Genomic DNA, 12,625 nt, shown 5'->3' with positions numbered 1-12,625 from the left:
GTTATTGATTATGTAAAGCCTGAGTTGTAAACTCAGGCTTTTTTTGTGTCATTTATTTATGTAATAGAGCTCCTTGAACACTGCTAATATTTTTAATATTACAACCTGATTTAGAATGTGTAAAATCCTTTTTTATAATCATTCTATATTTGTTTAATCTTATTATTTGCCCTCTATATTTTGTACCTTGTGGTATCTAAATTAGGGGAACAAAATAATTATAAATTATAAATAAATCTTATGGCATTTGATATCGATATGATTAAAGGTGTGTATTCTAATATGTCTAAGCGTGTAGATGAAGCACGTAAGATCGTAGGGAAGCCACTAACACTTTCAGAAAAAATATTATACTCTCATTTATGGGACGGAAGCCCTTCTAAAGTATTTACAAGAGGTAAAGATTATGTAGATTTTGCTCCAGACCGTATTGCTTGTCAAGATGCTACAGCACAGATGGCTCTTTTGCAATTTATGCAAGCAGGTAAGCCTAAAGTTGCAGTACCAACTACAGTGCACTGTGATCACTTGATACAAGCTAAAAATGGAGCAAAAGCAGATTTAAAATCAGCAAATACAACAAGTGCTGAGGTTTTTGATTTTTTAGAATCTGTTTCTAATAAATACGGAATAGGTTTCTGGAAACCAGGAGCAGGTATAATTCATCAAGTAGTTTTAGAAAACTATGCCTTCCCTGGAGGAATGATGATTGGAACCGATTCCCATACTGTTAATGCAGGTGGTTTAGGTATGGTTGCAATCGGTGTAGGTGGTGCTGATGCCGTTGATGTTATGGCTGGTATGGCATGGGAACTTAAATTTCCAAAATTAATTGGTGTAAAACTTACAGGAGATATATCTGGTTGGACAGCACCAAAAGATGTTATTTTAAAAGTTGCAGAAATACTTACAGTAAAAGGTGGTACAGGTGCAATTGTTGAATATTTTGGTGAAGGAGCTAAAAATCTTTCTTGTACTGGTAAAGGTACTATTTGTAACATGGGAGCTGAAATTGGTGCTACAACATCTACTTTTGGTTATGATGAGTCTATGGAGCGTTATTTACGTTCTACAGAAAGAGCTGATATTGCTGATGCAGCAAACGCTGTAAAAGAACATTTAACTGCTGATGCAGAAGTGTATGCTAACCCAGAAGAATATTTTGATCAAGTAATTGAAATAAATCTATCAGAATTAACGCCACTATTGAACGGACCTTTTACGCCAGATTTATCGACTGGAGCAGGTTCTGATATGACAAAGAAAGCAACTGAAAATGAATGGCCTCTTCAAGTTGAATGGGGACTAATAGGTTCTTGTACAAACTCTTCTTACGAAGATTTATCAAGAGCTTCATCAATTGCGCAACAAGCAATTGATAAAAAAATAAAGATGAAATCTGAATTAGGAATAAATCCTGGTTCAGAGCAAGTTCGATTTACTGCAGAAAGAGATGGTATTTTAGAAGTTTTTGAAAAACTAAATGCTAAAATATTTACAAATGCATGTGGACCTTGTATTGGTCAATGGGCAAGATATAATGATCCTAAGAATGCACCAAAAAATAGTATTGTGCATTCATTTAATAGAAACTTTGCAAAGCGTGCAGATGGTAATCCTAATACTCATGCCTTTGTTGCTTCACCAGAACTTACAGCTGCAATTGCAATTTCTGGTCGTTTAGATTTTAATCCGGTTACTGATAGTTTGATAAATGAAAATGGAGAAGAAGTCAAATTTGATGAGCCAACAGGCTGGGAGCTACCACCAAAAGGTTTTGCTGTTGAAGATGCAGGTTATTTCGCACCAGACGAAGATGGTTCAGGTGTAGAAGTTATTGTATCTCCAGAATCTGAAAGATTACAGTTATTAGAGCCTTTTACACCAATAAGTGATGAAAGCTTAATGGGGGCAAAATTATTAATTAAAGCATTTGGTAAATGTACTACCGATCACATTTCTATGGCTGGACCATGGTTGCGTTTCCGTGGTCATTTAGATAACATCTCAAACAATTGTTTAATTGGTGCTGTAAATGCATTTGGTAAGAAAACGAATCTTGTTAAAAATCAGTTAACTGGTGAATTTGCAGGCGTGCCTGATACTGCTCGCGCTTATAAAGCAGCTGGAATTAGATCAATAGTAGTAGGTGATCATAATTATGGTGAAGGTTCTTCTCGTGAACATGCAGCTATGGAGCCGAGACATTTAGGTGTTGCGGCAGTAATTGTGAAATCATTCGCGCGTATTCACGAAACAAACCTTAAAAAACAAGGTATGTTAGGTTTGACTTTTGATAATGAGAATGATTATGATTTAGTTCAAGAAGACGATACGTTTAACTTTTTAGATATTGCAGATTTTGCGCCAGATAAACAATTAACAATTGAGTTAGTTCATGCAGACGGTAGTAAAGATACAATTAAGGTGAATCATACATACAACCAACCTCAAATTGATTGGTATAGAGAAGGTTCAGCTTTAAATGTGATTAAAAAAGAAAATATTGCCTAGTATTTGTTAGGAAATATGAGATCAAATTAAAAATTGTTAATTTTTAATTAAAAAAAACTCCTGATATTCATCAGGAGTTTTTTAGTTTTGAATAAATCTAATAATTAATGAAAATTACCAAGAAGACTGTCTTAAATATTATATTATTCGCATTTATTTTATCTTTTTTTGTTACTCCATTAGGAGATTATAGTAAAGTAATATTGAATAAAATTTTTTCTTTCAGTCCTTCAGTGACAGAAGAAACAGATAGAAATAAAGTAGCAGATTATGATTGGAGATTGAAAGATGAAAATTGGGATATCTTTAATTTTGAAAAATCAAAAGGCAATGTAGTTTTTGTCAATTTTTGGGCTTCATGGGTTTTGCCATGTGAAGCGGAATTACAAAGTATTCAAAAAATGTATGATCAATATAAAGGCAAAGTAGACTTTTATATCATCACAAACGAAGAGCGGGAGCCAGTGGAGGCTTTCATGACAGAGCATAACCTTACATTTCCTGTTACCTATTTATTTATTGGAGAGAAAATGCCTTTTGGTGAGGAAGGTATTAAAGCGCCATCTTCATATTTAATTGATAAAAAAGGTAATATCGTTGTTCATAAGCAAGGTATTGCAGATTGGGATAATTCTAAAATTTATAATTTATTAGATAAGTTAATTTCTAAATAATGTTCTTAAATAAAAAGAAGTTTTTTAATCTTGTTTTTATTGCACTATTAGCTGTATTACTTTTTACACCTGTAGGTTTTAAGGTTAAAGTACTTGTAAACCGTTTACTTTCATTAAATCCGTCAGAAATTGAAAAAAATGAGCAGTTAGCTATTTCTTCATCTAATTGGTTGCTAACTTCTCAAAATGGCGCTAAAATCAATTTTAAAACATTTAAGGGTAATGTTGTAGTTATAAATTTTTGGGCTACTTGGTGTCCACCATGTATAGCAGAAATGCCAGACTTTAATAGATTGTATACCGACTATGGAGATAGGGTGACTTTTTTATTTATTGCCAATGATAAAAAAGAAAAGGTAACTTCTTATTTGACTGATGAAGGGTATGATCTACCAGTATATTATAAAACTAGTAAAGAACCTCAAGAGCTTTATTCAAAAAGTATACCTGCTACGTTTATAATAGGTAAAAATGGGGGAGTGGTAGTTTCTGAAACAGGTTCTAAAAACTGGGATGGTGAAAAAGCAAGATTGCTATTAGATAGATTATTGGAAGAGTAAAATCTATTTTTTGAAATATTTAAACGGAACAAATAACATTCCAAAACATTCCCCTTTTTCTTTTCCTATGTGTTTGTGATGCATTTTGTGTGCTCTTCTCACACCTTTAGCATACCAGTTATTCGCATTTCTAAATAATTTAAAACGTTGATGAATAAATATATCGTGAACTAAAAAATATGCAGCACCGTAAGCCATAATACCTAAACCAATAGGCCAACCATACCAAAACCATGTCGTTGCTCCGGCATAAATAAAAGACATGCTTACTACTGCATAAATGATAAAAAAAGCATCATTTCGCTCAAACCAAGAATCATGATCTTTTTTATGGTGATCTTTATGTAAAATCCATAAAAAACCGTGCATAATATATTTATGGCTAAACCAAGCCATAAACTCCATAAAACTAAATGTTCCTAAAAATATCAGAATCCAAATAATTGTACTCATCTTTTTAAACTAAATTAAGTTTATAATTTACATAAGACTTAGCTAATAAACCAAATTTTTGGTAATTAGGAACTCTTATGCGTGTATTTTGAATTTGCAAAGGTGGAGTTTTTTGTAGTTTTTGCAATAATTTATAATAATATCTATAAGCAGTATATACTCCAAATTTAGCTGATGCAGGTAAATTTTTTATACCTTGAAAGCCTAGATTAAAATCAGCATTGATTTCCTGAATTATTCTTTGCTTACTTTCTTCATCTAAAGCACTCAAATTTGTGTTAGGAAAATATGTTCTGTTAAGTCCTTCAAAATCATCTTTTAAATCACGTAAAAAGTTTACTTTTTGAAAAGCAGACCCTAACGCCATTGCTGAAGTTTTTAGTCTGTCAAAGGCTTCTTGATCTCCTTTTACAAACACTTTTAAGCACATTAAACCTACAACGTCTGCAGAGCCATAAATATATTCTTTATACTCTTCATTAGTTTGATAAATGGTTTTGTGTAAATCCATACGCATACTTTTCATAAATGAATCAACAAATTCATAAGGAATATTATAAGTATGGTATGTGTGTTGAAATGAATTTAAAATTGGATTTAAACTAATTCTATTTTCGATAGCATCTACCAAGTCAGTTTCAAATTTATTAAAGAGAGTTTCTTTGTCATAATCATGAAAACTATCAACAATTTCATCTGCAAAACGGACAAAACCATAAATATTATATATATCGCCTCTAATTGAAGAATGCAACATTTTAGTAGCAAGAGTAAACGAAGTGCTGTAAGACTTAGTTACTGTTTTGCTACAGCTGTATGAGACATGGTCAAAAATTTGTTTCATAATTTTATTGTTTGGCGTTGATTAGTTGTGATACTATTTTTCCAGATAGTAAGGCTGGTGGCACTCCCGGTCCGGGTACTGTTAGTTGACCAGTGAAATATAAATTTTCAACTTTTTTACTTTTTAAATTTGGTCTTAAAAATGCTGTTTGTGTTAGCGTATTAGCTAGGCCATAGGCATTTCCTTTATACGAATTGTATTCTTTTTTAAAATCACGCACACAAAAAGACTCCTTAAATATAATACTATCTAATATATTTTGTTTTGTTTGTTTTTGAAATCTATTCATAATTAAATTAAAATAGTGTTCTCTTATTTCATTAGAATCCACCAAGTTTGTTGCAATTGGTACAAGAAAGAAGCCAGTTTCGCATCCTTCAGGTGCCATTGATTCATCAGTTACTGAAGGGAAGTTTACATAAAACAAAGGGTCTTTTGGCCATTTTGGATTATCATATATTTCATTTGCGTGAAGCTCAAAATCAGTATCAAAAAATAAATTATGGTGTTCAATATTTTTTATTTTTTTATCGAAAGCTATATAGAATAGAAGTGATGAAGGAGCGAAAGTTTTCTTGTCCCAATAACTTTCAGAATACTGTCTGTATTCTTTTTCAAGTAAAGTCTCTGAATGATGATAATCAGCACCAGACAAAACCACATCAGCTCTAAACAATTTACCATTAGAATTTATACCTTTTACAGTATCATTTTCTACGATAATTTTTTCAACAGGACTGTCTGTTTTTATGGTTACACCTAATTCTATAGCTAATGATTTCATTGCTTTAATAATTTCATACATACCACCTTTAGGATGCCACGTACCTAAGCCGAAATCAGCAAAATTCATAAAATTGTAAAATGATGGAGTATTGCTAGGTTTTGCACCTAAAAAAAGAACAGGAAATTCTAATGTTGAAATTAACTTTGAGTTTTTAAATTTTTTACGAACCTGCGAGCTAATTGTTTTAAAAAATTGGTCCACTTTTTTAATGGTTTCGGGAGTAATTAATTCCGTAGGAGATAAACCTGGTCGTAATACTATTTTGTTAATGGCAATATCATAATTTTCTTGAGCTTCAGCGATAAACTTTTTCAAGTGTACTGCGCTTCCCTTTTCAATGCGTTCAAATTCTGCACAAATTTTATCCATGCAATCGCCAATAGTAATCGTATCGTCATCAAAAAATATTTTGTAGGCTGGGTTTAATTTATCCAACTGGTAATAATCAGAAGTTTTTTTATTGAAATCAGCAAAAAAATTATCAAAAATATCGGGCATCCAATACCAACTTGGCCCCATATCAAAAGTGAAACCATCTTTAATAAGTTGTCTAGCTCTACCGCCAATTGTACTGTTTTTTTCAAAAATAGTAACATCATTACCAGCTTTTGCTAAATAGCAAGAGGCAGATAGTGAAGAAAAACCAGAGCCTATAATAATTATTTTGGATTTCATAGCTTATGGTTTTTGTAATGAATTAATTTGTGATGTAACCATTTTTATAGAATTGAATTTTTTAAAATTTTCATCAAATAGGTTTTTGTCAATAAATTGAGATTGATAGCCTAATACCCAAAATTTATTTTTTTCACCTATTTCTAACTCTGTTTTGAAGTCTTCAATATAATTACGAATTATTGATCGGTTAGGCTCAGTTGTAAAATATGAAATAAAGTGTATGTTAGGGTAATAAATACTAACTTCTTTTAAAGATTCAAGAGGTACGGAATGACCTAAGTAGATTGTTTTGTGTCCTTTAGCCTGTAGTTCGTAGTTTAGGTATAATAAGGCTAACTCATGTATTTCGTGCTCAGGTAAAAATAAAACAAAAATAAAATCGGAATTTAACTTGTTTTTAGACTGTACTTTCTCTGTATTTAATATGATTTTTTGACGAATTAAATTCGTTATGAAGTGTTCATGTGAAGGTCTAATAACTTTAGTTTGCCAAAGTAATCCTATTTGATTAAAAAGTGGAATAAATATATCATGGAATATTTCAGTAAAATCATTTTTTTGAAGTAAGCCATTATATGTTTTATAAAATAAATTAGTGTCAAAATTTATCATAGCCATTTTAAAAGAATTAATGGCATCATTGTGTATGGCACTCTTATCAACTAGTTTTTTTACCGTTTTCGGTAAGTCATCTTCTTCTATTTGAGCAATATTTGATATTTTGTATCCATTATTATACAGAAGCGTAATATTTAAAAGCTTCTGCAAACTATCTAGACTGTAATTTCTAATATTGGTGTCTGTTCGCTGAGGTTCTAAGAGATGATATCTCTTTTCCCAAATCCTGATAGTATGAGCTTTAATTCCTGAAATATTTTCTAAATCACGAATGCTAAAAGAAGATTTTATTTTGTTCATACTTTTTTGAATAAAGTTAAACAAAATTACAATACAAACTATATTTTATTTTAAATAAAATAAAACCTGTAAACAAAATGTTTACAGGTTTGTTACGTGCCCACGACTAGATTCGAACTAGCACGTCCTTGCGAACACCACCCCCTCAAGGTGGCGTGTCTACCAATTTCACCACGTGGGCTTGTTTAAATGGCGAATTTACTTAATTTTTTTAAAGCAGCTTTAGTATTTTATAATTATTGATTTGCGTTAAAATCTACAAAATGTGTTTTTAAATTATAATTAATTAGTATATTTGAAAACAAACCAGAACAGACCAGTACGGATTATTTTATGCAGGATATAGTTGTTTTTAAAATTGAACCTAATAGCTCGGTACCAAAGTATCAGCAAATTGTTAACGCTGTAAATGAGGCTGTAGCAAAAAACCATTTGAATATTGGCGATTTATTGCCATCAGTTAATGTAGTGTGTCGTAAATTTTCGTTGTCTCGTGATACGGTTTTTAAAGCATATTCAATTTTAAAAGAAAGTAATGTTATTGAGTCTGTGCCAAATAAAGGGTACTACGTAGCTAGCAATACTAAAAAAGTACTTTTGGTTTTAGATACTTTTAAGGCATATAAAGAAGTTTTATATCATTCATTTACTAATTATTTGGGTGATGATGTAATTACAGATGTGCAGTTTCACCATTATAATATTGAAAATTTTAAAACCATAATTAATAACAGTATTGGTAAGTATTACAAGTATGTAATTATGGGTTTTGACCACAAAGACATACCAATTGTTTTAGATAAAATAGATAGTAATAATTTATTGCTGTTAGATTGGAATATTCACGTACAAGATTCAAATAATTATGTTTTTCAAGACTTTGGAAAAAATTTCTATAAATCTTTATCTGATATTGAAAGACTATTTAAAAAGTATAAAGCAATACATTTTCTGTATCCAGAATACACCAACCACCCAATAGAAACCATTACATATTTTAAAAAATTTTGTAAGGATTTTGGTATTGTTGGTGAAGCTGTAACGGATTGTAAAAATTTGCAAGTAGAAAGAGGTATTGCATATATAAGTGTAAGTGATAGGATGTTGGGTGAATTTTTAGAACAATGTAGGGCTAAAGATTTAGAGCCAGGAAAAGATTTGGGCTTTTTGTCCTATAATGATACACCAATGAAAAAATTTATTTACAAAGGCATATCTGTTGTAACTACAGACTTTAAAGAGATGGGTGAACAAGCAGCTAGGTTTGTTGCAGATGATGCACCCAAACAACTTTATGTGTCAACTAAAATTATAATTAGAGATTCATTATAACTATGTATTATATAGGATTTGATTTAGGAAGTTCGTCTATTAAAATATCTTTAGTAGAAGTTGAAACAGGAAAAAGTTTAGGTGTTGTTCAAGAACCAGAAACCGAAATGTGTATGATTGCTATAAATAACGGTTGGGCAGAACAAAACCCTAACGAATGGTGGAATTACATTTGTAATGGTGTTGAAAAAATAAAAGAAAAATACTCGGTTTCTAAATCTCAAATAAAAGGGATTGGTATTTCATATCAAATGCATGGTTTGGTTTTGGTAGATGAAAATGGAGCATCACTCCGTAACAGTATTATTTGGTGTGATAGTAGAGCCGTTGAGATTGGTAATGATGCTTTTAAAAGTATTGGAGCAGAAAAATGTTCTTCTCAATTATTAAATTCTCCAGCTAATTTTACCGCATCAAAATTAAAATGGGTAAAAGAAAATGAACCTGAAATATATGCAAAGGCATCTAAATTTATGCTACCAGGTGATTTTATAGCATATAAATTCTCAAATACTATTAACACAACTATATCAGGTCTATCAGAAGGTGTTTTTTGGGATTTTGAAAAGAATTCTGTAGCAGATTTTCTATTAGAGTATTATGGCTTTGCGCCATCATTAGTGCCAGATATAGTAGATACTTTTGGCGAGCAATCTTTTGTTGATGAAAATGGTGCGAAAGAAAGTGGTTTAGAAGTTGGTACACCTATTTTTTATAGAGCAGGTGATCAGCCAAACAATGCATTATCATTAAACGTATTTAATCCAGGAGAAGTTGCAGCAACCGGAGGGACTTCAGGAGTTGTGTATGCAATAACGGATAGCTTATCAGGAAAGGAAAGTACTAGGATTAACAATTTTGCACATGTAAATTATAAAAAAGAAACCCCAAGAATTGGTAAGTTATTAAATATAAATGGTGCAGGTATACAGTACAGATGGTTGTTAAATAACCTTTCTGTGAATTCTTATGATGAAATGAATGCTTTAGCAAAAGCAGTTCCTGTTGGTTCTGATGGGGTTTGCGTATTGCCTTTTGGGAATGGTGCAGAACGTATGTTAAACAACCAAGATATAGGAACAAGGTTGGTTAATGTGAATTTGAATAACCACCAAAAAGGACATTTATGTAGAGCAGCTTTAGAAGGAATCGCATTTTCATTTGTTTACGGCATGGAGATTTTAAAATCTGACGGAATAAAAGTGAATGTTATAAGAGCAGGTAATGATAACCTGTTTAGATCTGAAATATTTGCAAATACAGTAGCTACATTAATTGGTTATGATATTGAAATATACAATACTACGGGAGCAATAGGTGCTGCAAGAGCGGCAGGTTTGCGTAAAGGAGATTTTGAAAACTATGGTAAGTTAATCATGAATAATGATTATGTGATGGCGTATAAGCCATTAAAAGATAAATCTGTCTATGAAGAAGCATATCAAAAATGGAAAAAAGAACTTGAATTGGCTCTAAAGAATAAATAAAAAATAACAAAATAAATAAATTACTTATGGCGATTTTAGGCGATAAAGAATACTTTAAAGGTATTAATGACATTCAATTTGAAGGAAAAGAATCTGACAATCCTTTGGCATTTAAATACTATAACCCTGAACAAGTTGTAGCGGGTAAAACGATGCGTGAGCATTTTAAGTTTGCTATTGCTTATTGGCATACATTCTGTGGTCAAGGTGGTGATCCTTTTGGTCCGGGAACTCAAAGTTTTGAGTGGGATAAAGCTTCAGATCCTATTCAAGCAGCTAAAGATAAGGCAGATGCTGCTTTTGAATTTATTAGTAAAATGGGATTTGATTATTTCTGTTTTCATGATTATGATTTGGTTCAAGAAGCACCAACTTTTGCTGATTCAGAAAAGCGATTAATTTCAATTACAGAATATTTACAAGAAAAGAAAAAGGCATCAGGTATAAAATTATTATGGGGAACGGCGAATTGCTTTTCAAACCCTCGTTATATGAACGGTGCTGCTACTAATCCTGATTTTGATGTTGTAGCAAGAGCTGGCGGACAAATAAAACTTGCTATTGATGCTACAATTGCTCTAGATGGTGAAAACTATGTTTTCTGGGGAGGCAGAGAAGGCTATATGTCTTTACTTAATACAGACATGGGACGTGAACTAGACCATATGGGACAGTTTTTGATAAAAGCAAGAGATTATGCGAGAGCTCAAGGTTTTAAAGGTAATTTCTTTATAGAACCTAAACCAATGGAACCAATGAAACATCAGTATGATTTTGATTCGGCTACGGCAATTGGTTTCTTAAAAGAGTATGGTTTAGATAAAGATTTTAAAATTAATATTGAAGTTAACCATGCTACGTTAGCACAACATACCTTTCAACATGAAATTGAAGTTGCAGCAAAAGCTGGTATGTTAGGTAGTTTAGATGCTAATCGTGGTGATTACCAAAATGGTTGGGATACAGATCAGTTCCCTAATAATATTCAAGAAACTACTGAAGCAATGCTTGTTTTCTTGAAGGCAGGAGGCTTACAAGGTGGTGGCGTTAATTTTGATGCTAAAATTAGAAGAAACTCTACAGATATGGAAGATGTTTTCTTGTCACACATTGGTGGTGCTGATACTTTTGCAAGAGCTTTATTAACGGCAGATAAAATCATAAGTTCTTCAGCTTACGATAAACTGAGAACAGAGCGTTACAGTTCTTTCGATTCAGGTAAAGGAAAAGATTTTGAAGCAGGAAAATTAGGCTTAGAAGATTTATATAAAATTGCCCAAGAAAACGGAGAATTAAAATTACAAAGTGGAAAGCAAGAATTGTTTGAAAATATAATTAACCAATATATTTAAAAATTAAAAGTAATTAATTTTTTAAAAAGTCCATTATAAATAATTATAGTGGACTTTTTTAATTGTTATAAGTTATAAAACTTAGCAGCATTATTTCCCATAATGTTTTCCTGTTCAGTATTTGATAGGTTTTTAATAAAATCAGTAGCAATATTCTTTATTTCACTATAATCACCTGCAACTAAACAAACAGGCCAGTCGGAACCATACATTACTCTATTACTACCAAAACTGTCTAATACCAATTGCATATAAGGTTCTAATTGCTGAGGAGTCCATAACTTTATATCAGCTTCAGTAGCTATTCCAGATAGTTTGCAAAATACATTCTCTTGCTTTGCTATTTCTTTCATTAATAAAGCCCAACCATCAAAAAAACTATCTTTAATGTACGGTTTTGCAATATGGTCAATTACAAATTTCTGATTAGGAAATTTTTTAACAAACTCCAAAGTAGCTCCTAATTGATGCGGAAAAACAAGAATATCATAAGTAAAATCATTTTTTTCTAGGTGACTAATTCCATTTAAAAATTCAGAACGTAATAAAAAATTAGGGTCAGATTCACCCTGTACAATATGTCTAAAGCCCTTTAGTTTTTTATTTTGTTTTAAACCCTCAAGTGTAGATGCTATGTTTTGCTCTCGTAAATCAACCCAACCAACAACAGCTTTTATAAAATCATTTTCATTAGCTAATTGTAATAAAAAGTTTGTCTCTTCAAGTGTTTGATCGGCTTGTATGGCTACACAACCATCGATATTATTTTCCTGTAAGATTGGTTTTAAATCTCTAGGTAAAAAATCACGCCTAATTACGGCCATATTATCATCAATCCAACCATGTGTTTCTTGGGTGTATTTCCAAAAATGTTGATGAGAATCTATTGTCATTTTTTTTTTTTTTTGAAGTAGTTATTAACTATATGAGACTAAAATAAGATAATAGTATTGATTATTATAATTAATGTTTTCTGTCGTTTGTGAGCTGTTATTTAGAGTATTTATTTTGGTCATTTTTTCAATT

11 protein-coding genes and 1 tRNA gene are annotated in these 12,625 nt (G+C 31.4%); 6 read left to right on the top strand and 6 right to left on the bottom strand.

The window, feature by feature from the left end; genetic code table 11:
• Positions 1-240: 240 nt before the first annotated feature.
• The 3 genes from KO500_RS16425 (at position 241) to KO500_RS16415 (ending at position 3,748) form a co-directional block, all read left to right on the top strand.
• Complete coding sequence (locus tag KO500_RS16425) at positions 241-2,514, top strand: aconitate hydratase (RefSeq protein WP_215957648.1); 2,274 nt, start codon at positions 241-243, stop codon at positions 2,512-2,514.
• A gap of 107 nt (positions 2,515-2,621) precedes the next feature.
• Positions 2,622-3,188 (top strand): TlpA family protein disulfide reductase, encoded by a 567-nt coding sequence (locus KO500_RS16420; RefSeq protein WP_215957647.1) that lies wholly within the window; start codon positions 2,622-2,624, stop codon positions 3,186-3,188.
• A complete protein-coding gene (locus KO500_RS16415; RefSeq protein WP_215957646.1) occupies positions 3,188-3,748 on the top strand; it encodes a TlpA family protein disulfide reductase in 561 nt (186 codons plus the stop codon). Before KO500_RS16420 ends, KO500_RS16415 begins: the two co-directional genes overlap by 1 nt.
• Positions 3,749-3,751: 3 nt before the next feature.
• Here the strand turns inward: KO500_RS16415 and KO500_RS16410 are convergent, their stop codons facing one another.
• From KO500_RS16410 to KO500_RS16390, 5 genes are all read right to left on the bottom strand, one after another.
• Complete coding sequence (locus KO500_RS16410) at positions 3,752-4,201, bottom strand: sterol desaturase family protein (RefSeq protein WP_215957645.1); 450 nt, start codon at positions 4,199-4,201, stop codon at positions 3,752-3,754.
• A gap of 4 nt (positions 4,202-4,205) precedes the next feature.
• Complete coding sequence (locus KO500_RS16405; protein WP_215957644.1) at positions 4,206-5,045, bottom strand: phytoene/squalene synthase family protein; 840 nt, start codon at positions 5,043-5,045, stop codon at positions 4,206-4,208.
• A gap of 4 nt (positions 5,046-5,049) precedes the next feature.
• Positions 5,050-6,507: a phytoene desaturase family protein gene (locus tag KO500_RS16400; protein WP_215957643.1), complete on the bottom strand. Its 1,458-nt coding sequence runs from the start codon at positions 6,505-6,507 to the stop codon at positions 5,050-5,052.
• A 3-nt stretch (positions 6,508-6,510) separates the two neighbouring features.
• Positions 6,511-7,428, bottom strand: coding sequence for a MerR family transcriptional regulator (locus tag KO500_RS16395; protein WP_215957642.1), 918 nt, complete (start codon positions 7,426-7,428; stop codon positions 6,511-6,513).
• A gap of 97 nt (positions 7,429-7,525) precedes the next feature.
• Positions 7,526-7,609 (bottom strand) — tRNA-Leu (locus KO500_RS16390).
• Between the two features lie 152 nt (positions 7,610-7,761).
• Between KO500_RS16390 and KO500_RS16385 the strand changes: the two genes are divergently transcribed.
• Genes KO500_RS16385 through xylA form a run of 3 tightly spaced genes read left to right on the top strand, consistent with a single transcriptional unit; the run spans position 7,762 to position 11,599 of the window.
• Positions 7,762-8,760 carry a GntR family transcriptional regulator gene (locus KO500_RS16385; RefSeq protein WP_215957641.1) on the top strand — a complete coding sequence of 333 codons (999 nt, stop codon included), beginning with the start codon at positions 7,762-7,764 and terminating at the stop codon, positions 8,758-8,760.
• A 2-nt stretch (positions 8,761-8,762) separates the two neighbouring features.
• Positions 8,763-10,247, top strand: coding sequence for a xylulokinase (locus KO500_RS16380; RefSeq protein WP_215957640.1), 1,485 nt, complete (start codon positions 8,763-8,765; stop codon positions 10,245-10,247).
• Positions 10,248-10,273: 26 nt separating this feature from the next.
• Positions 10,274-11,599 (top strand): xylose isomerase, encoded by a 1,326-nt coding sequence (gene xylA, locus KO500_RS16375; protein WP_215957639.1) that lies wholly within the window; start codon positions 10,274-10,276, stop codon positions 11,597-11,599.
• A gap of 65 nt (positions 11,600-11,664) precedes the next feature.
• Here the strand turns inward: xylA and KO500_RS16370 are convergent, their stop codons facing one another.
• Positions 11,665-12,492: an amidohydrolase family protein gene (locus KO500_RS16370; protein ID WP_215957638.1), complete on the bottom strand. Its 828-nt coding sequence runs from the start codon at positions 12,490-12,492 to the stop codon at positions 11,665-11,667.
• Positions 12,493-12,625 lie beyond the last annotated feature (133 nt).

The organism is Cellulophaga baltica, assembly GCF_018861125.1.
Taxonomy (GTDB): Bacteria; Bacteroidota; Bacteroidia; order Flavobacteriales; family Flavobacteriaceae; genus Cellulophaga; species Cellulophaga baltica_A.
Note: the sequence above shows the minus strand (reverse complement) of the source record. Positions and strands in the feature narration are given on the sequence as shown.

Coding starts and splice junctions, on each gene's coding strand:
- KO500_RS16425 (WP_215957648.1), top strand. CDS start 241: ATGGCATTTGATATCGATATGATTAAAGGTGTGTATTCTAATATGTCT.
- KO500_RS16420 (WP_215957647.1), top strand. CDS start 2,622: ATGAAAATTACCAAGAAGACTGTCTTAAATATTATATTATTCGCATTT.
- KO500_RS16415 (WP_215957646.1), top strand. CDS start 3,188: ATGTTCTTAAATAAAAAGAAGTTTTTTAATCTTGTTTTTATTGCACTA.
- KO500_RS16410 (WP_215957645.1), bottom strand. CDS start 4,201: ATGAGTACAATTATTTGGATTCTGATATTTTTAGGAACATTTAGTTTT.
- KO500_RS16405 (WP_215957644.1), bottom strand. CDS start 5,045: ATGAAACAAATTTTTGACCATGTCTCATACAGCTGTAGCAAAACAGTA.
- KO500_RS16400 (WP_215957643.1), bottom strand. CDS start 6,507: ATGAAATCCAAAATAATTATTATAGGCTCTGGTTTTTCTTCACTATCT.
- KO500_RS16395 (WP_215957642.1), bottom strand. CDS start 7,428: ATGAACAAAATAAAATCTTCTTTTAGCATTCGTGATTTAGAAAATATT.
- KO500_RS16385 (WP_215957641.1), top strand. CDS start 7,762: ATGCAGGATATAGTTGTTTTTAAAATTGAACCTAATAGCTCGGTACCA.
- KO500_RS16380 (WP_215957640.1), top strand. CDS start 8,763: ATGTATTATATAGGATTTGATTTAGGAAGTTCGTCTATTAAAATATCT.
- xylA (WP_215957639.1), top strand. CDS start 10,274: ATGGCGATTTTAGGCGATAAAGAATACTTTAAAGGTATTAATGACATT.
- KO500_RS16370 (WP_215957638.1), bottom strand. CDS start 12,492: ATGACAATAGATTCTCATCAACATTTTTGGAAATACACCCAAGAAACA.